Raw genomic sequence first — 20159 nt, forward strand, 5'->3', positions numbered from 1 at the left:
GGACGCACGTCATGCTCTGGTATCACATATGAATATCCTTCCCCGGGCGCGCGCTCTGGCCGCCCTGTCGTTCTGTTCCTTTGGTATTGCCCCTGCTGCGCTGTTCGCTCAGACCTCGATTGCCGAGCTGGATAATATTGTTGTCACGCCCGGGCGCTCGGCCCAACCGAGCGGCAAAGTGCTAGGTGATGTCACCGTTATCGATAAGAAAGTACTGGAACAAGCCGGCCAGGACAGCTTGGCTGAAGTACTGGCCAAACACCATGGCATCGAGTTTTACAATGGCGGCGGCCCGCAAACCATAACGGGCATTTACATGCGTGGCGCCAATAGCACTCAAACCCTGGTTCTGATTGACGGCGTTCCGGTAAATAGCGCCACGAGCGGCATGGGTGCCCTGAACGCTGTTCCGACATCCAGCATCGACCGGATTGAGGTAGTGCGTGGTTCTGCCAGTAGCCTATACGGCTCAAATGCCATTGGCGGCGTGATAAATATCATTACCACGCCCAATACCGACAAACCGTTTTCGGCTCATGCGTCGGCAGGTGCAGGCACCTACGGCACCAGCAAATACAGCGCCGGCATTGCCGGCAACAAGGACGGCTGGAGCTACAGCCTGGGCAGCTCTTACGAACAAAGCCATGGCATCAATGCCACAAACGCTTCCATCGCAAACGGTCTGTACAACGCCGACAAGGACAGCTATTACCTTCGGAATCTGCGCGGCACGCTGGCTTATGAGTGGAAAGCGGGCCAAACATTGAAATTCATGGCCTACAACACGCGTGTAAACGGCGGGATTGATCTGAACAAAGGCACACCGTTTAATGACCGTGGAATCCAAACATTGGAAACCTATAGTCTTGCCAGCGAAAACCAATTGACGTCGTACTGGAAAAGCATCATTCGCTATACCTACACGAACGACGAGAACAGAACGATTGATGCCGCCGACAACACGCTGTTTCGTACACAACAGCACCAATACACGTGGCAAAACGAATTCGATCTGGACGAAGCACAAAAGCTGGTCATTGCCTACGACCACCTGCACCAAAGAGCTTCGGGCGATATCAACACGTTTAATCCCGATTGGACGCCCGGCCCCGTTGTCGACTTCAGCAAAACGCGACGCTACAACAATGCGTTCACCGCGGTATATACAGGTGATTTTGACCGTCATCATGTTCAGGCAAGCGTACGCAACGACCATGAGTCACAGTTTGGCAATGCCACAACGGGCGGTCTGAGCTACGGCTACGATCTGACCCCGGCCCTACGCGCTCATGTCGCGGTTAACACCGGCTTCAGGGCACCGACATTCAACGACCTTTACTACCCCCCCTATACCCCGGGCGGCCCCCTGCCCTCGAACCCCAACTTGCAGCCTGAAAAATCCCGCAATGTAGAAGCAGGCCTAAGCTATTCGACGTCGGAAACGACGATCGGCGCCATCGCCTATCAAAATAAAGTTCGCAATTTGATCACTCTGGATAATGAGTACGTTCCACAAAATTTGGGGTCAGCCACGCTACGTGGTTTCAGTCTTACCGCCGAACACAATTTCGGCGCAACGACTCTACGCGCGAGCGCAGACTTCCAGAACCCTCATGACGACGAAACGGGCGACCAGCTGCTGCGACGAGCAAAGCAAATCTATCGCATTAGCGCCCAGCACCGCATCAAGGCATGGACGTTAGGTAGCGAATACATCTTTACAGGCAAGCGCTATGACCTGCGTCAAGATGAGTTCTTCAACTACCATCGCACCCAGCTTGGCGGTTACGGCCTGTGGAATCTAAGTGCGAACTACGAGGTGAGCAAAAACGTCGCGGTGCAGGTCAATTGGAACAACGTGCTCAGCAAGGATTACACCACGGCCTACGGCTACAACACGCCTGGTTCAAACGTGTTCGTGAACCTGACTGTCAAGATGTGATCATGCAACGCCCACGACGCAACTTCCTCGCTCGAATGGCATCGCGGCCATTGATGCAGTTGGCAACGATGCCGGCGTGGTGCTTTCCAGACAGGCCACGCACATCCGCATCTAAAGTATCGGGTGTCGTGCCGGGCTTTCTGCTTTGCTTCTTGCTTGGCATCTCGCCCGCATGGGGGCAGAGCGTCGAACGCCCTGTTCGCGTGGTAACACTGGCCCCTCACATCACCGAAATGGTGTACGCCGCCGGCGCGGGGACCAGCCTGGTGGGCACGGTGGTTAGCAGCGATTACCCCGTGGCCGCACGCAAGCTGCCCAAGGTCGGAGACGGCGCAAGCAGCGTCAGCGTCGAAAAACTCGCCCACCTGGCGCCGGATCTGGTGCTGGCCTGGCAGGAAACGGGCGTCATATCAGCGGCCGCGCGCAGCCTGCAGGGTTTGCATATTCCTGTGGAGTACGTGGCCCCGGGCAAGCTGGACGACATTCCGGATCAGATCCAGTTGCTGGGCAAGCGCCTGGGCACGTCTTTGCACGCGGATCAAACAGCGGCCAAATTGCGTGCCGACCTGGATGCGCTGCGTAAACACTATGCTGAACGTCCAAAGGTGTCGGTCTTCATAGAGATTGACGATACGCCGTTATACGCAGTGGGCAACGACGTGATGCTGAACGATGCGCTTCGCACTTGCGGCGGCGTCAATGTTTTTAGCGACAGCCCGCTTGCTGCACTGCCCATCGGGCCGGAGCATATCCTGCATAAACACCCTGATGTGATCATTGTGGCGCAAGCCACGCCGCAGCGCGAGCAGCAGGCGGCCGCACGCTGGGCGGCTCTTGGGCTCGATGCGGGCTCGGGCACCCGGGTATCCAGCATCGACCCAGACACGCTGTTTCGACCTGGGCCTCGTTTCATCGAAGCGACTCAGAAACTATGCGAAGCGCTCGAAACTGCTCGGCGTTAATGTTGCGCCTGGGCCGAGAACTCCGCCAGCCGCCACTGCAAGCTGCTGGTGGCGAGGGTGTCTGGGCCGGGCGTTGGAGGGCGCTGCCTCAAACCGCCCGACCGCCCGGCCCAGGCACCCTCGCCACCAACGGCGCTTAGAAACTCAGACCGCCTGTATAACTGAACTGCTCTGTTTGAGTTCTAAAACGCCGTCGGGAGCGGTACAGGTATTTTCGGGCGGTCGGGCAGTTTGCGGCAGCGCCCTCCAACGCCCAAAAATACCTGTACCGCCCCCGACGGCTAACGTTTGCGCAAGGCATGTATACAGGGTAGAACGGCCCATTACAGAGATACCCCTTATCCGTCAGCCTCAACTGTGAGCCGCTGGTGGCGAGAGAGGCAGCCACACAGCGCGCGACAAATGCTTTATCCTTCCACATTGAAAGTAGCAAAATCTTCACACATCAAGCGCCTGTGCAACACCAGCCCGGCGCCCGCACGATACCTCTCGTAAATGACGCAAGCAGACACCTTCTCGCTGGCCGGCCGCGAATACACATCGCGCCTGCTGGTCGGCACCGGCAAATACAAAGACTTCGACCAAACGCGCGCCGCCATACAAGCCAGTGGCGCGCAGATCGTCACCGTCGCCATTCGCCGCACCAACATCGGCCAGAATCCTGACGAGCCCAGCCTGCTCGACTTTCTCCCGCCGTCCGAATATACGATCTTGCCCAATACCGCCGGCTGCTACAACGCCGACGAGGCCGTTCGCACCCTGCGCCTGGCGCGCGAGCTGCTGGATGGACACGAGCTGGTCAAGCTTGAGGTGCTGGGCGACCAGAACAACCTGTTCCCGAATATGCCCGAAACCCTGAAAGCGGCCAAAACTTTGGTCGACGATGGTTTCAAGGTAATGGTTTATTGCACCGACGACCCGATACAGTGCCGCATGCTCGAAGACATCGGTTGCATTGCCGTCATGCCCCTGGCGTCGCTTATTGGCTCGGGCATGGGCATACTCAACCCGTGGAACCTGCGTCTTATCATCGACCAGGCCAATGTTCCCGTTCTGGTCGACGCCGGGGTGGGCACCGCCTCAGACGCCGCCGTGGCCATGGAATTGGGTTGCGACGCCATTCTTATGAATACCGCCATTGCCGGGGCACGCGACCCCATTCTTATGGCCGGCGCCATGAAAAAAGCGGTTGAGGCCGGGCGCGAAGCCCATTTGGCCGGACGCATGCCGCGCAAGTTCTACACGGCCGACCCAAGCTCCCCTGTAGAAGGCCTGATACAGCCACGATAGGCCGGGCCTCGATAGGCCGGGCCTCGATGGGCCGGGCCTCGATGGGCCGGGCCTGAGCTTAGCGCATACGCTTTTTACCGCAGGTATTTTCGTCAAGACATGATCCCAAATACTCTTTCGATCGCCGGAGTCGACCCTTCGGGGGGTGCCGGCGTGCTGGCCGACGTCAAGGCCATGAGCGCCCTGGGCGCTTACGGCATGGCGGTAGTGGCCGCCCTGACTGCCCAAAATACGCAAGCCGTTACCGGCGTTCAGCCGGTTCCTCCGGCCTTTGTGGCTTTGCAGATCGACACCTTATTTGCCGATATCCGTATCGATGCCGTCAAGATCGGCATGCTGGGTCAGCAAGCGGTAACACGTGTTGTGGCCGAACGGCTTGCTCACTGGAAACCGGCTCATATCGTGCTTGACCCGGTCATGATCGCAAAAAGCGGTGACTCATTGCTAGAACGCGACGCCATCGACGAACTACGCGAAAGCCTGCTTCCGCTAGCCACCGTGCTAACCCCGAACCTGCCCGAAGCCGCAGTACTGGTGGGCGGCGCCACGGCGGAGAACCTGCGCGACATGCGCCGCGTGGCCGAGAAACTGCGCCGGCTGCTGAGCGACTCCGGGCAGCGCTGGGTATTCCTTAAAGGGGGGCACCTGCCCGGACAAGATACCATCGACCTGCTGCACGACGGCGACCGAATGATCGAACTGCCCGGTCGGCGCATCGACACCCGCAATACCCACGGCACCGGCTGCACTTTGTCGGCCGCGCTGGCGGCGCTGCTGCCGCAGCACCCCGATCTTCCCACTGCGGCGCAGCTTGCCAAAGCCTACCTTGTTGCGGCTATCGGCCAGGCCGACCGGCTGCAAGTGGGCTCGGGCCACGGCCCGGTTCAGCATTTTCATGCATGGTGGTAGGCGGCATGGCCCTTGCCCGCCAACACCCGCCGGCTATGAATCGGTACAATGTGGCCTGTTTGATTTTCTTTCTTTACGTAACGCTATGACCGCGACAGGCCTTTCCGAAGTCGAACTTGCTCGCTTCAACATGATCGAGCAGCAGATCCGCCCCTGGTTGGTTCAAGACCCCAGAGTCCTGCAGGCCTTGGTCGACGTACAGCGCGAGCGTTTCGTGTCTGCGCAGCTTCGTGCGCTGGCATTTTCAGACGTCGAACTGCCGCTTATCATTAACGCTGCCGACACGCACGAAACCATGCTGACGCCCAAGGTAGAAGCGCGACTGGCCCAGGAGCTTCTGCTTGAGCCCACCGATTGCGTGCTTGAAATCGGCACTGGCTCGGGCTACCAGGCCGCCTTGCTGGCCACGCTGGCGCAGCAGGTCACCAGCATTGAAATCGACAGCCGCATCGCCGCTTTCGGCGCCGATAATTTAAGCCGAAATAAGGTCGACAATGTAACGATTGAAATTGGCGACGCCCATGCAGGCTGGGGCACCGCCGAGTACGACGCTATTTTGCTGACCGGTTCAGTGCCCACCGTACCCGACGCGCTTAAGTATCAACTTAGCATCGGCGGACGCATGGTGGTGGTGGTTGGCACAATGCCCGTCATGACCGCCTGCCGAATTACCCGTACCAGCGCGGCCAGTTTCGACACCGAAGGCCTGTTCGACACAGTGATCAAACCCCTGCGCGGTACTGCAGTGTCACAATTTAAGTTTTAAACATGTGTCGGGCTACGTTGCGCGCCCTGTTTACCACCCTGCTTGCTTTAACGGCAAGTGTTCCGGTATTTGCCCAAGACCTTCTATCGGTCTGGTCGGCAGCCTTGCAACGAGATCCGGTTTACGCAGCGGCACGCGCCGGGCGCAACGCCAACCAGGAAAAAATCCCGCAGGCGCGGGCCCGTCTGCTTCCGTACATTACCCTGGACTCTGCAGGCGAGCTCGAAGACGTTCGTCGCACCCGCAACTTGCAGCACCACGAAACCCGCCGTGTCGGGCTCTGGGCGCTGACGCTTACCCAGCCCGTATTCGACGTCGGCCGATGGGGCCAACTTCGTCAATCCCAGTATATTGCCGGCTCGGCCGACCTTGGCCTGCAACAAGCGTATCAAGATCTGATCCTGCGGGTCGCACAGGCGTACTTCGAGATTCTGGCCGCCCAAGACTCACTCAAGACCATCCAAGCGCAAAAGCAAGCCGTCGAGACCCAGCTTCGTGCGGCCGAAAGGGGTTTCGAGGTGGGGGCAACCACCGTCACCGACATCCACGAGGCGCGCTCCCGGCTCGATTTGCTGAACGCGTCAGAAATCGAAGCGCACAGCGTATTGCAGGTAAGTACAGACCAGCTTGCGAAAATCATCGGGGAACGGCCCGGCCCATTACTGGGGCTCGCGACTGAAACATCATTGCCGGCGCCCAACCCGGCCCGGCTCGACGACTGGACCGCACAGTCGTCGCAGGCCAGTCTTGACGTGGCGCGCGCGCATCTGGACACCCTTATCATCGAGAAGCAGATCGACATCGCGCAAAGCGGCCATTACCCCAGTGTAAGCCTCTATGCGCAAACCGGCAGTGCCAGCGACCGCGGCATATACGGGCAACGCAACGGACCTAGGTCTTTGGATTCGGTCGTGGGGCTGCAGCTTTCGATCCCCATCTTCAGCGGCGGCGAAGTTTCGTCGCAAGTACGCGAACAAACCTCTCGGCTACAGCAGGCACGCTATATATACGAGGCAGCCAAGCGCCAGGCCGTGCAATCGACCCAGCAGTATTTTTCGGGGGTGATCTCGGGTTTGGCCCGCATCCAGGCCTTGCGCGCGGCCGAAGCATCAAGCCAGGCATCGCTTGACGCCAACCGCACAGGCTACGAACTGGGTGTCAGGGTCAATATCGATGTGCTCAACGCACAACAACAGCTGTACGAAACCCGCCGCGCGCTGTCGCGTGCCCGCTACGACACGCTAATGAGCAGCCTGCGCCTAAAGGCCGCCAGCGGCATACTTAGCGATCAGGACATCGTCGCCATCAATGAGTTGCTCGATGCGCCCACCACCTCAACAAACCAGCGCAGCGACGGCTAGAACCCGACCGTGCATATGTTGGCAAGGCTCATAACGCTTGTTAAGCGCGTATCTTCTGCAGCAACGAAGTTGTAGAGCGCTGAAACTCGAACGGAACGGCCACGGCACGCCCCCCCCATGACTGGACCAATGCCGTTTCGGGCAGTGTCTGCATGTCGTAGTCGCCGCCTTTTACAATGACGTCGGGCCGCAACTGGTTGATAAGTTCGAGCGGAGTGTCTTCATGAAAGCTGGTAACCCATGACACCGACTCGAGCGCGGCCAGCAAGGCAGCGCGGTCTGATTCAGTATTCAGCGGCCGGTCGGGCGCTTTGCCCAGGCGACGCACCGAGGCGTCGGTATTCACGGCTACGATCAGTGTGGCCCCCAAGCGCGCGGCCTCGTCCAGATAACTGACGTGGCCGCGATGCAGGATGTCGAAGACCCCGTTGGTAAACACCAAAGGCCTTGCAAAGCCGCCCGCCTGCGCGCGAGCGACGCAGTCTTCGCGCGATAGGATCTTGGCCTCGAACCGGGGGCTCATGCGCCGGCAGGCTCGGGCGCGCCTTTTGTAAGGCTTTTGCGATAGCGATTAAGGTCTTGCACGGTGTTGAAGGTGCTGTCCATCAGCAGCGACATATTGTGCAGGATGCGGGCGCTTACCTTGCCTTCCCATTCTTTGTCAAAGCAGATCTGGTTGTCGAGCCAGTTTTCAAGCCAACCCGGGCTGGGCAGTTTGGACTGCACCGTATCGTTGGGGAACATGTCTTTGTTGACATGCAGGTTGGTGGGATGCAACGCCTGAGGGGTTCGATGCGCCGAGGCCATAAGCACGCCAATCTTGGAAAACGCCAGGCGGGCGTTACGGCCGAACTCTTGGCCCTGATGCGCCAGGGCGCGCTTCATGTAACGCAGGTAGGCGCCGGCGTGCCGCGCCTCGTCCTGGGCGATAATTTTATAAATAGCCTGGATGACCGGCTCGGTGTGCCAGTCGGCCGCGCGGCGATACCAATGGTTAAGGCGCACTTCGCCGCAAAAATGCAGCATTAGTGTTTCAAGGGGCGGAGCCGGGTCAAATTCGAATCGAACCTTGTGCAGCTCTTCTTCGGTGGGCACCAGCTCGGGCCGAAAGCGACGCAGATATTCGATTAGCGCCAGCGAATGCTTTTGTTCTTCGTAGAACCAGATCGACATGAAGGCGCAAAAATCGCTGTCGTCGCGGTTGTCGCGAAGAAACATCTCGGTCGCAGGCAACGCCGCCCACTCGGTGATGGCGTTCATTTTGATGGTGTAGGCCTGTTCGTCCGAGAGCTTGCTTGCGTCGAACTGGTCCCAGGGAATGTCGGAGCCCATATTCCAGCGCACCGCTTCCATAGATTTGAACAATTCAGGATAAAGCATATAGATCTCTCTTAATTCGTAAATGGCATGAACCGAATCGCGCACGTATCGTCGACAAGCCCTGCCGCCCCAGCTTAACTTGCAATCTTGACAAGTTTTTTAAACAAGCGTAGTACCCATTTCAATGGGCCGCAAGGGCCCAAATTGCAACACCTATGGCCACGGCCACCGTCGCGGCAAACACTATAAGTAAACGATTAGTTTGCTCTTGTGCCTTGCGCAAGCGCAAAAGTTCGGCATGCATATGAGACTGCATGTTGGGCCGCGCCAACGCCGCATAGGTAAGACGGGGCAACTGGGGCAATATCTGCCCCCATTGCGACGCCTCTTGTTCCAGGCGCGCGCGCATGCCCGACAAGCCCACCCGCTCCCGCATCCAGCGCTCCAGATACGGCTTGGCCGTTTTCCAGAGGTCAAGGTTAGGGTCCAGCTCGCGCCCCATACCCTCGACGTTGAGCAGGGTTTTTTGCAACAGCACCAATTGAGGCTGAATCTCGACATTGAAACGGCGCGAGGTTTGAAACAGCCTCAGCAACACCTGCCCAAGCGAAATTTCAGCCAACGGCCGATCAAAGTAGGGTTCGCATACGGCGCGCACGGCGCCTTCAAGCTCTTCTTCGCGCGTGCTGGGCGGAACCCAGCCCGACTCAATGTGCAATTGCGCTACCCGCCGATAATCACGCCGGAAGAACGCCAGGAAGTTCTGCGCAAGGTAGTTTTTGTCGTGCTCGGACAAAGAACCCACAATGCCGAAATCCATCGCAATGTAGCGCCCTAGCGTTTCGGGCGCGTCAGAGACATAAATATTGCCGGGGTGCATGTCGGCGTGGAAAAAACCGTCGGAAAACACCTGCATGAAGAAGATTTCGACCCCTGTACGGGCCAACAGTTCAATATCAATGCCTGCCTTGCGCAGCTTGTCGATCTGGCTGACTGGAATGCCGTGCATGCGCTCCATGGTAAATACAGTATTTGATGTGTACTGCCACACTACCTCGGGCACCATCAGCAGATGATGGCGCCCGGTTTCCGGGCCGAAATTACGGCCCAGTTGACTGCAGTTGGACGCTTCGCGCATCAGGTCAAGCTCGTCATGCAAATACTTGTCAAACTCGGCCACGACCTCGCGCGGGCGCAATCGACGCCCGTCTGACAGCGCACGCTCGACCATACCTGCCAGTATGCGCATCAGGGCCAGGTCTTTATCAATGACTTTAAGCATGCCCGGCCGCAACACCTTCACCGCCACTTCGCGGCCGTCGTGCATGACTGCAAAGTGAACCTGCGCTACCGACGCCGAGGCCACGGGGTCGACTTCAAAGTGCTGGAAGAGTTTTTGTGGCGATGCCCCCAACGCCGCCTCGATGGACGCAGCCGCCTGCTCGGACGGGAACGGCGGCACGCGGTCTTGCAACAAGGCCAGCTCGGTGGCCACATCAAGCGGGATCAGATCACGCCGGGTAGACAGCACTTGGCCGAACTTGACAAAAATAGGCCCCAGCGCCTCGAGCGCCAGCCGCAGGCGCACGCCGCGCGCCATGCGGGGCGGACGTCCGAAACGCACGACCTTGAGCAGCCCGTAGGCCAATGGATGCTTGATGCTGGACAACACCAGTTCGTCGAGCCGATAGCGCAGGCATACAAAAACAATGCGAACCAGGCGAAATAACGTCCACATGATCAGGCCGGTCTCCGCGCCGTAGTATTGCGCTCAAGACGCTGGACGCGGCCCTCGAGGCTGCCCAGCCGTTGCTGCAGGGCGGCCAGACGTTCGCGCCATTGCTCGAAGGCAATGCGACCCAGCACCTGGGGGTTTTCTTCGACCAGAAACTCGCCGATATTTTCGGCCATGCGTTGCGTCGAGCGCTGGGCGCTGCGGCCCAGGCCACGCGCGACGCTGACAAGGCGTACTGCGGCGACATCGCCGACCACCCTGGCCAGGTCATCTTCGATGTCCCAGCGCAGGCCGCGTGCCAGCTCGGACACTACTTGCGCCAGCCCCGCTTCGCCCTGGATATGCAGCAGCGCCGTGATTTCGTCGGTGTCGCCGCGACGCAAAATGGCCGGTAGTTGACCCAGCTTCTCGGCAGGCAGGGTAAGCGTGACATCCGGGACAATAACCGGGTCTGAGGCCTCGACTCGACCGTCGGCTCGGATACCCAGGCTGATCTGCCAAGGCGCCACGACAAATCGTATCGATTTGCCGGCATGGCGCGCCAGTCGCTCCTGGGCCCAGTCTTCGCGTGCCAACAAGCCGTTGAGCAGGCGTACGCACACCGAAGCAGGAGCGAAAAGAGACGGAAAAGCGAGCATGAGAGGTTGGACTGCGGCGACGCCGCCCTTAGCAAAAGGGAATTAGGCCCTAAGTTTAACGGTTTTGGCGATTAGAGCTCGCCTGCGCCGAAAGGGCCCTTGGCCGCTTTTACAAAAAACACCCCAAAGGCTGCATTGCGGCATGCCTTTGGAGTGCGAAAGCATTGGCGTGGGCCCGCCGGGGCCCACGCAATTAGTTGGCCTGATCGCCCGGAATTTGCTGAATACCGGCCAAGAGCCAGCCCGCATCCTCTGCCTTGTACAGGTTCCAAACTTCTTCGAAGCGGAAAGCCTCGGCTCCGGGCGCCTCGCGCAGCATGCCCGAATAACGAACGCTGGCAAGGTGGCCGCCCGCTACCGCCTCAATGCCCAGAAGCTCGGCGTTAAGCAGCACCACTTCGGTGTGCTCGGGCCGGCCTTCGCGAGCCTGGATCTGCGGACGGAACTCGGCGATCAGGTCGTCGGTGAGGTATTCGCCAAGCTGATCGACATCGCCGCGGTCCCAGATACCCTGTATGGCAATAAACTGCTTCTTTGCGTTGGCCAGGAAACCGGCCGTATCAAAACCACCCGGAATGAACCAGCTGTCTTGAGCTTGTGCGGCTTCGGGCGCCGAGGGCTCGGCGATGGGCGCGGAAGCGGCCACAGGGGCGGCCGGCGGCATCGACGGACGCTGCCAGTCGGCGTTGCCCATGCCTTCGCGGCGCATGCCACCGGCGCCCTGCGTTGCCGCAGCAGGCGTACGACGGAAGCGGCGCACGATGAACAGAATGGCAAATGCGATTAGAGCAATGACGAGCATGCTAGATAGCGCTTCGAGCAAGGCTCCGCTAAGCCCCATCTGGGACAGCAGCCAACCGATACCGAGACCGGCGGCAATGCCCATAAGCGGGCCCGTGAAACGCGACATGCCGCTACGCGCGGCCGTACCCGCTGCTGCACCCGTGGCCGCAGCAGGCGACGCCGCACTGCGTTGGGTGGTACCCGCGGCTGCGGGCGGGGTGGCGGCGGGTTGATTCTGGGTGACCCGTTGCGATTGCTTGCCGAAGCTTTTTCCGCCGCCAAAACGGCGTGCTTCGGCGTCAAACGAGACGGAGACCATGCTGACGGCGCAGATAGCCAAGAGGGCCGTAGCAAAAAAACGGGAAAACCGTTTGTTCATGGAGTGCTCCTGTGCAGCCGGGCGTTTACGCCGCCGACCACTGACGAAGGTTTTGGAGTAAGTGAGCTTACTGGAACCTGAATATTAACGTAGTTATGACCAGGTACCCAACCGAAAAGTTCACCGGCGACGGAAATGCTAAGATCGGGACCCGTTTTGTTTGACATGATTTGTTTCGTATGAAGAGCCTTGCCGCCCTGTTTGCCGTCGTCGTTTCTTGTCTTGGTCCTACCGCAGCCGCGACGCTGCATGAGGCCGACGCCGCCTACGACCAAGGCAACTATGCCGCCGCAGCTGAACAATACCAAGTTGCGGCAGAGCAAGGCGATATCAACGCCCAAAGGAAACTGGGCGCTTTGTTTTCGTCGGGGCGCGGCGTACGACAAGATTACGCCCAATCGGCCAAGTGGTATCGCTTGGCTGCCGACCAAGGAGACCCGTCGGCGCAGGCCAGTCTGGGATACGCTTATGAAACCGGCCAAGGCGTTGCGCAAAACTACGCTGAAGCGATCAAGTGGTACCACGCGTCGGCGGAGCAAGGCTATTACATGGGCCAGTCAAATCTTGGCCATATGTACGAACAGGGGCGCGGGGTAGCGCAAGACTACAAAGAAGCCGCGCGCTTGTATCGTCTTGCCGCGGAGCAGGGCAACGCATGGAGCCAGGCTCAACTGGCCGGCCTGTACAACGCAGGCAAAGGCGTAGCGCAAGATCATGCCCAGGCCTTCACTTTATACAAGCTTGCCGCCGAACAAGGTAACGCCTTTGCACAAAACAGCATGGGGTATTTGCTTGAAACAGGCCAAGGCGGTGCCCAAGACCATGCAGAGGCGGCCAAATGGTACCGCTTGGCTGCCGATCAGGGCAACGCTTATGCACAAGGCAATTTGGGCGCCATGTATCAGCACGGACGCGGAGTAAAGCAAGATTACAAGGAAGCGGCCCGTTGGTATCGACTGGCGGCGGATCAGAAGGAAGCTCGCGCGCAACACAACCTGGGGCAGTTATATTTTTACGGTCAAGGGGTGGCACAAGACCACAAGCAGGCGGTTCAGTGGTATCGGCTGGCCGCCGAGCAGGGTAGTCGCGACGGCCAAACCAGCCTAGGTTATATGTATGACCTAGGGCAAGGTGTGGCCCAGGACTACAAAGAGGCAGTCAAATGGTACAGACTGGCTGCCGAGCAAGGTAGCGCCACAGCGCAAAGAAACCTCGGCATCCTCTACTCTAATGGAAACGGTGCACCTAAAAATGCGGTCGCTGCGTATGCATTGTGGAATGTCTCGGCCACGACAGACGCGTCGTCCGCAAATCCAGCTCCGCAGAATCGCAACGCCATCGCAAAAACCTTGTCTCAAGAAGAGATCGAGCAGGGCCAGGCCCTGACGACCGAACTGATGGCCGCCGGGAACTTCCTGAAAGCGCTGGATAACCATGTGCTGAAGGCCGATCCAAACTATATGCGCCCCGTGATCCTGCCATAACAAGCCACAGCGCAGGGCTTATGGCCGAGCCCTAGCCGGAAATCCCCATCCATCCTTTTTCGGACTGCTTGAACGTCATGGTGTATTTTCTGACGAGCTCGGTCTCGGGTGACAAGGTTCGGTCGATAAGATGGCCGTACGTACTGATCAGGTAAGCGTCGCAAGCCTTCAACAGACCATCGATACGCTCTTTACTGATGCGCTGGGAAAGCTCTTGCAAAGCTTGCGGCTGCGGAACCTGGGTGGCCGGGCCGTTCCAATACTGAACAAACGCTTTTTCGGTACCCAGCAATTTGCCTTGCAGCATATGAATGCCGGCCTGCAAAGACTCGACCACCGTGCCGTCTTCCATACCCACCACACAATCCGAGAGCACCTGCAGGTAGTGGACCTTGGATTTGAGTGTGGCGTCAGCCACTACAACGTAGTTGTCGTTGTCTTTCCAGCCGTTTTCTCTTTCCCATGTATCAAGCTTGAAGTACGAGGCGTAAAGATCATAAGAGGAGATCGTGCGCTGCAGGTGATCCCGCACCACCTTATCGGAAGGTGTGTTTTGGGTGCAGCCTGCAAGTGCGCCTGCCAGCGCCACGGTGCTGATGAACAGGGTTCTGCTAAAGATGCTCATTGGGGTGTTACACGGGTTGGTTCATAAAACTAGGGGGCCCGGCGCGTCAGCCCAGATTCACACCTTCGTGCAAGGCAACCAGGCCTGCAGTCAGGTTGAAGTAACGCACCCGCGAAAGCCCGGCGGTGCGCATCATATCGGCCAGGGTTTCTTGGTCGGGGTGCATGCGTATGGATTCAGCCAGATAACGGTAGCTTTCTTCGTCACCCGCGACCCGCTTGCCCAGCCAGGGCAATACATTGAATGAATACCAGTCGTAGGCGGGCGCCAGAGGCTTGGCCACGCGCGAGAACTCCAGAACCAACAGCTTGCCGCCCGGCTTGAGTACCCGGCGCATCTCGGCCAGAGCCTGGTCTTTGTGGGTCATGTTGCGCAGGCCGAACGCCACGCTGACCCGATCAAAATACCCGTCGGGAAACGGCAGTTTTTCGGCATCGCACACCGCTGTCGGAAGCAAGAGCCCGGCATCGACCATGCGGTCACGACCCACGCGCAGCATGGAGTCGTTGATGTCGGTAAGCCACACCTGGCCGCTGGGACCCACCCGGCGAGCGAATGCCTTGGACAAATCGCCCGTGCCCCCGGCGATGTCCAGCACCTTCATGCCTGGCCTGAGTTCGGCCCTGCCGACGGTAAATGCCTTCCAGACCCGGTGCAGGCCGGCCGACATGAGGTCGTTCATGACGTCGTACTTGGCCGCCACCGAATGAAAGACCTCGGCCACCTTGCGTGCTTTCTCGGCCTCTTGAACGGTTTGATAACCGAAATGAGTGGTTGGGGTGCCGGGCGTGGGCTGGGGCGTGGAAGGATCTGGCATGACAATATAGGTTGACTCAGAGTGCGGAAGGGTCATTTTAGATTAAAGCGGCGTGCTGACTGAATTCAGCCGGAAACCGAGCGTGGCCCGACCATTGCACCGACCCATGACAGTTTTCACAAACCTGTAATATTGAAGCCATAACATGCTTCGTATTCCGTCATTCAAAATCAATTCATATTGCCACTGCCATGAGTACGACCATTTTAGTCATCGAAGACGAACCGGCCATCCAGGAACTGATTTCGGTCAACCTGAGCTTTGCCGGTCATAAGGTGCTGCGAGCCTTTGACGCTGAGCAGGCCCAGACCCTCATCCGCGCCGAACTGCCCGACCTGATCCTGCTGGACTGGATGCTACCGGGCGCCTCGGGCATTACCTTGGCTAAAAAATTACGCAGCGAAGAACGCACCCGCCAGGTGCCGGTAATCATGCTCACGGCCAAAGGTTCGGAACACGACAAGATAGAGGGCCTGGAAGCCGGCGCCGACGACTACATCACCAAGCCGTTTTCACCCAAAGAGCTGATGGCGCGCATCAAGGCGGTGTTGCGTCGACGCGCGCCCCAGCTTACCGACGACCTTATTAAAATAGGTACACTGACACTGGATCCGGCCACGCACCGTGTCACCGGCGATGACCGCAGCCTTACCGTCGGGCCAACCGAGTTTCGCCTGTTGCATTTTTTCATGACACACACCGAGCGCGTATTTTCGCGCGCCCAATTGCTGGATCAGGTATGGGGAGACCATGTGTTCGTCGAAGAGCGTACCGTCGATGTGCATATTCGTCGTTTGCGCAAGGCGCTCGAGCCTACCGGTCACGACACCCATATCGAAACCGTACGCGGCGCCGGCTACCGTTTTGCCGTGCAACGCCCTATTCCTGCCAACTGATTTCGCCTGCGCACGCTACAAGCCGATCTTTCAATGTTAAAAACTTTTTTTTCGATCGGCGTATGGGCGCTGGCTGCCTGGCTGCTAGGCCGGTGGATCAACCCGGTTACAGGCTGGTCGGTGCTGACCTTCGGCCTAGTCGCCATGATCATCGTCAGCGGAATCCAGCTCTCGACCATTTCAAAGTGGGTCAAGAACATCAATAATCCGCCCCCTGTGTCGGTGGGTCCGTGGGACGAAATTCTGGCTCCCATCTACCGCAAGCTTCGCAGTGACGGGCAGGAAATCGAAGAGCTCAATCGCCACCTCGACAGCATCATGCTGGCAGCCAGCGCGCTGCCCGACGGCGCAATCACCCTTGATCAGGAAATGAACGTTACCTGGTGCAACCCTGTGGCCGCCGAGCATACCGGCCTCAATATCGAGGCCGACCGGGGATTCAGCATATTCAATATTTTGCGCGCCCCGGAATTTGCCGCATACGCCCGCAACCAGAACTGGTCCGCCCCCCTTTTGATGCATGTGGTTCGCGAAGGCCAGGATCGTTCGCTACTGGTTCAGCTGACGCAATACGGCACGGACCAGTTTCTGGTGGTCACGCGCGACGTGACCCAGCTTGAAAAGCTCGAAACCACACGAAAAGATTTCGTCGCTAATGTTTCGCACGAGCTGCGCACCCCGCTTACCGTGTTGGCCGGTTTTCTTGAAACCTTGCACGACATGCCCGAAGACTCGATCAGCGACGAGCAGCGCGAGCAATACCACATTCTTATGATGGAGCAGGCCGGCCGAATGCAGGCCATTGTCGACGACCTGCTGACCCTTTCCACGCTCGAGTCCTCCCCCTCAATCGCGGGGGGGCCGGTACGTGTTGCCGACCTGATCGAAACCGCCCTGCAGCAGGCCCGCAGCCTGTCGAAAGACCAGCATGTGTTTGTGGTCAATATCAATGCCGACCTTTGCATCACCGGCATCGAAGCCGAACTGGCCTCGGGCATCAGCAATCTGCTGACCAACGCCGTTCGCTACACGCCCACCAACGGCACGATTACCGTCAGTTGGTATTTAACCGAGTCGGGCAAAGCGTGCTATTCGGTGCAGGACACGGGTATTGGCATTGCCGCACACGATATTCCGCGTCTTACAGAACGGTTTTATCGGGTAGACCGCGGCCGCTCACGCTCTACCGGCGGCACGGGGCTGGGGCTGGCCATTACCAAACATGTGGCCATGCGCCACAATGCCGAGCTGAACATTCGCAGCCGCTTCGGTGCGGGCAGCCTGTTTTCACTGGAGTTTCCATCGTCGCGGGTGGTCAAATGCCCCAACCAGCCTGAATAACCAGGGCCGGACGGGCAACCGCCCGGAGCCGGCATACTTACACCAGCACGCGCTCGATCCCGCCCGAATTGGCCTGTTTTACGTAGTCTTGCATCCACGACTCGCCCAGAATATGGCGCGCCATTTCAACCACGATGTAATCAGCATCCATGCCGGTGTCGCCCTGATAACGCGACAAACCCTGCAAGCACGAAGGACAGGACGTCAGCATCTTGACCTCGCCCTCAAAGCCGTCGGCACGCAGCGTGTCAGAGTTCTTGGCAAGCTCTTCGCGCTTGCGAAACCTGACCTGGGTCGAGATATCGGGACGCGACACCGCCAAGGTGCCTGACTCGCCACAGCAGCGATCCGTGCGGATGGCGCCCTCGCCCACCAAAGACTTGACCGTTTTAAGCGGGTCTTGCAGCTTCATGGGGGTATGACAGGGGTCGTGGTACATATAACGCACCCCCGTTGCCCCCTCGAGCTTGATGCCTTTTTCAAGCAGGTACTCGTGAATATCGATAAGCCGGCAGCCCGGAAAGATCTTGTCGAATTCGTAGCCCGCCAGTTGGTCATAGCAGGTGCCGCAACTGACCACCACGGTTTTGATGTCCAGGTAGTTCAGGGTGGTGGCCATGCGATGGAACAGCACCCTGTTATCGGTAATGATTTTTTCGGCCTTGTCATTCATGCCATTACCCCGCTGCGGATAGCCGCAGCAGAGGTAGCCTGGCGGCAGCACGGTTTGCACCCCGGCATGCCACAGCATGGCCTGTGTCGCCAGACCCACCTGCGAGAACAGGCGCTCTGACCCGCAACCCGGAAAATAAAACACCGCTTCGGTATCGTGCGAGGTAGACGCAGGGTTTCGAATAATGGGTACGTATTCGGGGTCTTCGATGTCGAGCAACTTGCGCGCCGTCTGTTTGGGCAGGCCGCCGGGCATTTTTTTATTGACGAAATGAATGACCTGTTCGCGGATGGGCGCCTTGCCCACGGTGGCGGGCGGGCTCTGCGTCTGTTTGCGAGCCGGCGCGGCCAGCAGGTCGTGCGCCAAACGCTGAGCCTTGTAGCCCACCTCGATCATGGCCGTACGGGTGGCCTTGATGACGCGCGGATCTTTGGCGTTCAGGAAGAACATGGCCGCCGCCGTGCCGGGGTTGAACGATTTTTTACCCATGCGGCGCAACAAGGCGCGCATTTCCATGGAGACATCACCAAAATCGATGTCGACTGGACACGGGTTATAGCATTTGTGGCAAATGGTGCAATGATCGGCCACGTCCTCGAACTCGCCCCAGTGCTTCAGACTGATACCCCGCCGGGTTTGCTCTTCGTACAAAAAGGCTTCGATCAGTAGCGAAGTGGCCAGAATCTTGTTGCGCGGCGAATACAGCAAGTTGGCGCGCGGCACATGAGTGGCGCACACTGGCTTGCACTTGCCACAGCGCAGACAGTCTTTGATTGCGCCAGAGATGGCGCCGATCTCGCTTTGCTGCATGATGAGCGATTCGTGCCCCAGCAAATTGAAGCTGGGCGTCCAGGCGTGGCGCAGGTCGGCTCCCGGCATAAGCTTGCCGGCATTAAAGCGCCCTTCGGGGTCGATGCGCTGTTTATAGTCCTGAAAAGGTTGCAGCTCTTCCTGGGTAAGGAACTCGTACTTGGTCAGCCCAATACCGTGCTCGCCCGAAATAACACCGTCAAGATCGCGTGCGATCTGCATAATGCGCACAACGGCCTCGTTGGCCTCGCGCAGCATCTCGTAGTCGTCAGAGTTGACAGGAATATTCGTATGCACGTTGCCGTCGCCGGCGTGCATGTGCAGGGCGACAAATACTCGTCCGCGCAGCACGCGGTCGTGAATGGCCTGGATCTCGGCCAGCACCGCAGCACATTCGGCACCCGCAAAGTAGCGCTCCATCAGTGCACGAATCTCGGTCTTCCACGAGACCCGTATCGTGTGGTCCTGAACCACATCGAAGACGCGAGCCTCGGGCTGGGCGCCCAGACGATTTGCCAATATGCGCTGATCGGGGTCTTCGAGGCCCAGGTCCTGCATGCGCCCCAACCCTTCTGCCAACGGCAGATCAAGGTTAAGGAGCAGCCAGCTCCAGCGCTCGCGCACCGCACGCAGCGTGGCGACCGCTTCGAGTACGCGTTCTTGCAGCACGTCTTCGCGTGTGTGCTCGGCGTCTTCGAGGTCTTCGATCTTGCCCACGGGCAGTTCGCCCGAAGTAAGAAACAGTTCGAGCTGGTCGAGCAGGCGAAGCTTGTTGCGCGTGGAAAGCTCGATGTTGATGCGCTCGATCGCGTCGGTATATTCACCCATGCGGTCCAACGGAATGACCACGTCTTCGTTGATCTTGAAGGCGTTGGTGTGGCGGGCAATGGCGGCAGTACGCGCGCGGTCAAGCCAGAAGCGCTTGCGCGCTTCGGCACTGACCGCCACAAAGCCTTCGCCGTGACGGGTGTTGGCAATGCGCACCACTTCGCTGGCGGCGGCTGCCACGGCGTCTGGGTCGTCGCCCACAATATCGCCGAACAGGGCCATTTTGGGCATGCCGCCCCGTTTGCTTTTGGTGGTGTAATCCACCGCTCGCAAATACCGCTCGTCAAGGTGTTCGAGCCCGGCCAAAATGGCGCCCATGCGGCGCCCTTCAACGTCGAGATAATTTTTTACCTCGACGATGGAAGGAATGGCATCGCGAGCCTGACCAAAAAACTCGAGGCACACCGTACGCGTATGGGCAGGCATGCGGTGCAAGATCCAGCGCGCCGACGTGATCAGGCCGTCGCAGCCCTCTTTTTGAATCCCCGGCAACCCCGCCAAAAACTTGTCGGTGACGTCTTTGCCCAAACCTGCCTTGCGAAACCGGCTGCCTTCGATCACCAGCGTTTCAGAACGCAGAAACTTCGCGCCAGGCGCCGC

17 protein-coding genes are annotated in these 20159 nt (G+C 58.9%); 9 read left to right on the forward strand and 8 right to left on the reverse strand.

What is annotated here, in order from left to right; all coding sequences use genetic code 11:
• The first annotated feature begins 28 nt into the window (after positions 1-28).
• The 6 genes from VL003_RS10875 (at position 29) to VL003_RS10900 (ending at position 7230) form a co-directional block, all read left to right on the forward strand.
• Positions 29-1942, forward strand: coding sequence for a TonB-dependent receptor domain-containing protein (locus VL003_RS10875; RefSeq protein WP_325442358.1), 1914 nt, complete (start codon positions 29-31; stop codon positions 1940-1942).
• 2 nt (positions 1943-1944) lie between these two features.
• Complete coding sequence (locus tag VL003_RS10880; protein WP_325442360.1) at positions 1945-2904, forward strand: helical backbone metal receptor; 960 nt, start codon at positions 1945-1947, stop codon at positions 2902-2904.
• A 495-nt stretch (positions 2905-3399) separates the two neighbouring features.
• Positions 3400-4194 carry a thiazole synthase gene (locus tag VL003_RS10885; protein ID WP_325442362.1) on the forward strand — a complete coding sequence of 265 codons (795 nt, stop codon included), beginning with the start codon at positions 3400-3402 and terminating at the stop codon, positions 4192-4194.
• Between the two features lie 99 nt (positions 4195-4293).
• Positions 4294-5103 carry a bifunctional hydroxymethylpyrimidine kinase/phosphomethylpyrimidine kinase gene (thiD, locus tag VL003_RS10890; RefSeq protein ID WP_325442364.1) on the forward strand — a complete coding sequence of 270 codons (810 nt, stop codon included), beginning with the start codon at positions 4294-4296 and terminating at the stop codon, positions 5101-5103.
• An 85-nt stretch (positions 5104-5188) separates the two neighbouring features.
• A complete protein-coding gene (locus VL003_RS10895; RefSeq protein WP_325442366.1) occupies positions 5189-5869 on the forward strand; it encodes a protein-L-isoaspartate O-methyltransferase family protein in 681 nt (226 codons plus the stop codon).
• Between the two features lie 2 nt (positions 5870-5871).
• Entirely contained in the window at positions 5872-7230 is a 1359-nt protein-coding gene (locus VL003_RS10900; protein WP_325442368.1) for a TolC family outer membrane protein, read from the forward strand.
• Positions 7231-7270: 40 nt separating this feature from the next.
• Here the strand turns inward: VL003_RS10900 and rfaE2 are convergent, their stop codons facing one another.
• The 5 genes from rfaE2 to VL003_RS10925 form a co-directional block, all read right to left on the reverse strand.
• Entirely contained in the window at positions 7271-7753 is a 483-nt protein-coding gene (gene rfaE2 / locus VL003_RS10905; protein ID WP_325442370.1) for a D-glycero-beta-D-manno-heptose 1-phosphate adenylyltransferase, read from the reverse strand.
• Entirely contained in the window at positions 7750-8610 is an 861-nt protein-coding gene (locus VL003_RS10910; protein ID WP_325442372.1) for a ferritin family protein, read from the reverse strand. The genes rfaE2 and VL003_RS10910 overlap by 4 nt, the downstream gene beginning before the upstream one ends.
• A 121-nt stretch (positions 8611-8731) precedes the next feature.
• Entirely contained in the window at positions 8732-10288 is a 1557-nt protein-coding gene (ubiB, locus tag VL003_RS10915) for a ubiquinone biosynthesis regulatory protein kinase UbiB (protein WP_325442374.1), read from the reverse strand.
• A 2-nt stretch (positions 10289-10290) separates the two neighbouring features.
• Positions 10291-10923 carry a ubiquinone biosynthesis accessory factor UbiJ gene (locus VL003_RS10920; RefSeq protein WP_325442376.1) on the reverse strand — a complete coding sequence of 211 codons (633 nt, stop codon included), beginning with the start codon at positions 10921-10923 and terminating at the stop codon, positions 10291-10293.
• Positions 10924-11116: 193 nt separating this feature from the next.
• On the reverse strand, positions 11117-12085 hold the full coding sequence (locus VL003_RS10925; RefSeq protein WP_325442378.1) for a Tim44 domain-containing protein: 969 nt from the start codon (positions 12083-12085) through the stop codon (positions 11117-11119).
• Positions 12086-12264: 179 nt separating this feature from the next.
• Here VL003_RS10925 and VL003_RS10930 point away from each other — a divergent pair, with 179 nt between their 5' ends.
• Positions 12265-13569 carry an SEL1-like repeat protein gene (locus tag VL003_RS10930; RefSeq protein WP_325442380.1) on the forward strand — a complete coding sequence of 435 codons (1305 nt, stop codon included), beginning with the start codon at positions 12265-12267 and terminating at the stop codon, positions 13567-13569.
• Positions 13570-13600: 31 nt separating this feature from the next.
• On the opposite strand, the gene VL003_RS10935 is transcribed toward VL003_RS10930, so the two are convergent.
• Together VL003_RS10935 and ubiE are read right to left on the reverse strand one after the other, a co-directional pair.
• The gene (locus VL003_RS10935) at positions 13601-14194 is read right to left on the reverse strand and encodes a hypothetical protein (RefSeq protein ID WP_325442382.1); all 594 of its coding nucleotides are present in this window, start codon (positions 14192-14194) and stop codon (positions 13601-13603) included.
• 46 nt (positions 14195-14240) lie between these two features.
• Positions 14241-15011, reverse strand: coding sequence for a bifunctional demethylmenaquinone methyltransferase/2-methoxy-6-polyprenyl-1,4-benzoquinol methylase UbiE (ubiE, locus tag VL003_RS10940; protein ID WP_325442384.1), 771 nt, complete (start codon positions 15009-15011; stop codon positions 14241-14243).
• Between the two features lie 191 nt (positions 15012-15202).
• On the opposite strand from ubiE, the gene phoB reads away from it, so the two are divergent.
• Both phoB and phoR read left to right on the forward strand, forming a co-directional pair.
• Positions 15203-15907, forward strand: coding sequence for a phosphate regulon transcriptional regulator PhoB (gene phoB / locus VL003_RS10945; protein WP_325442386.1), 705 nt, complete (start codon positions 15203-15205; stop codon positions 15905-15907).
• A 33-nt stretch (positions 15908-15940) separates the two neighbouring features.
• The gene (gene phoR / locus VL003_RS10950; RefSeq protein ID WP_325442388.1) at positions 15941-17248 is read left to right on the forward strand and encodes a phosphate regulon sensor histidine kinase PhoR; all 1308 of its coding nucleotides are present in this window, start codon (positions 15941-15943) and stop codon (positions 17246-17248) included.
• A 37-nt stretch (positions 17249-17285) separates the two neighbouring features.
• On the opposite strand, the gene VL003_RS10955 is transcribed toward phoR, so the two are convergent.
• Positions 17286-20159, reverse strand: a 2874-nt coding sequence (locus tag VL003_RS10955) for an FAD-binding oxidoreductase (RefSeq protein WP_325442390.1), incomplete at its 5' end; no start/stop codon positions are given.

The organism is Pusillimonas sp., from assembly GCF_035515275.1.
Lineage (GTDB): Bacteria > Pseudomonadota > Gammaproteobacteria > Burkholderiales > Burkholderiaceae_B > Pusillimonas.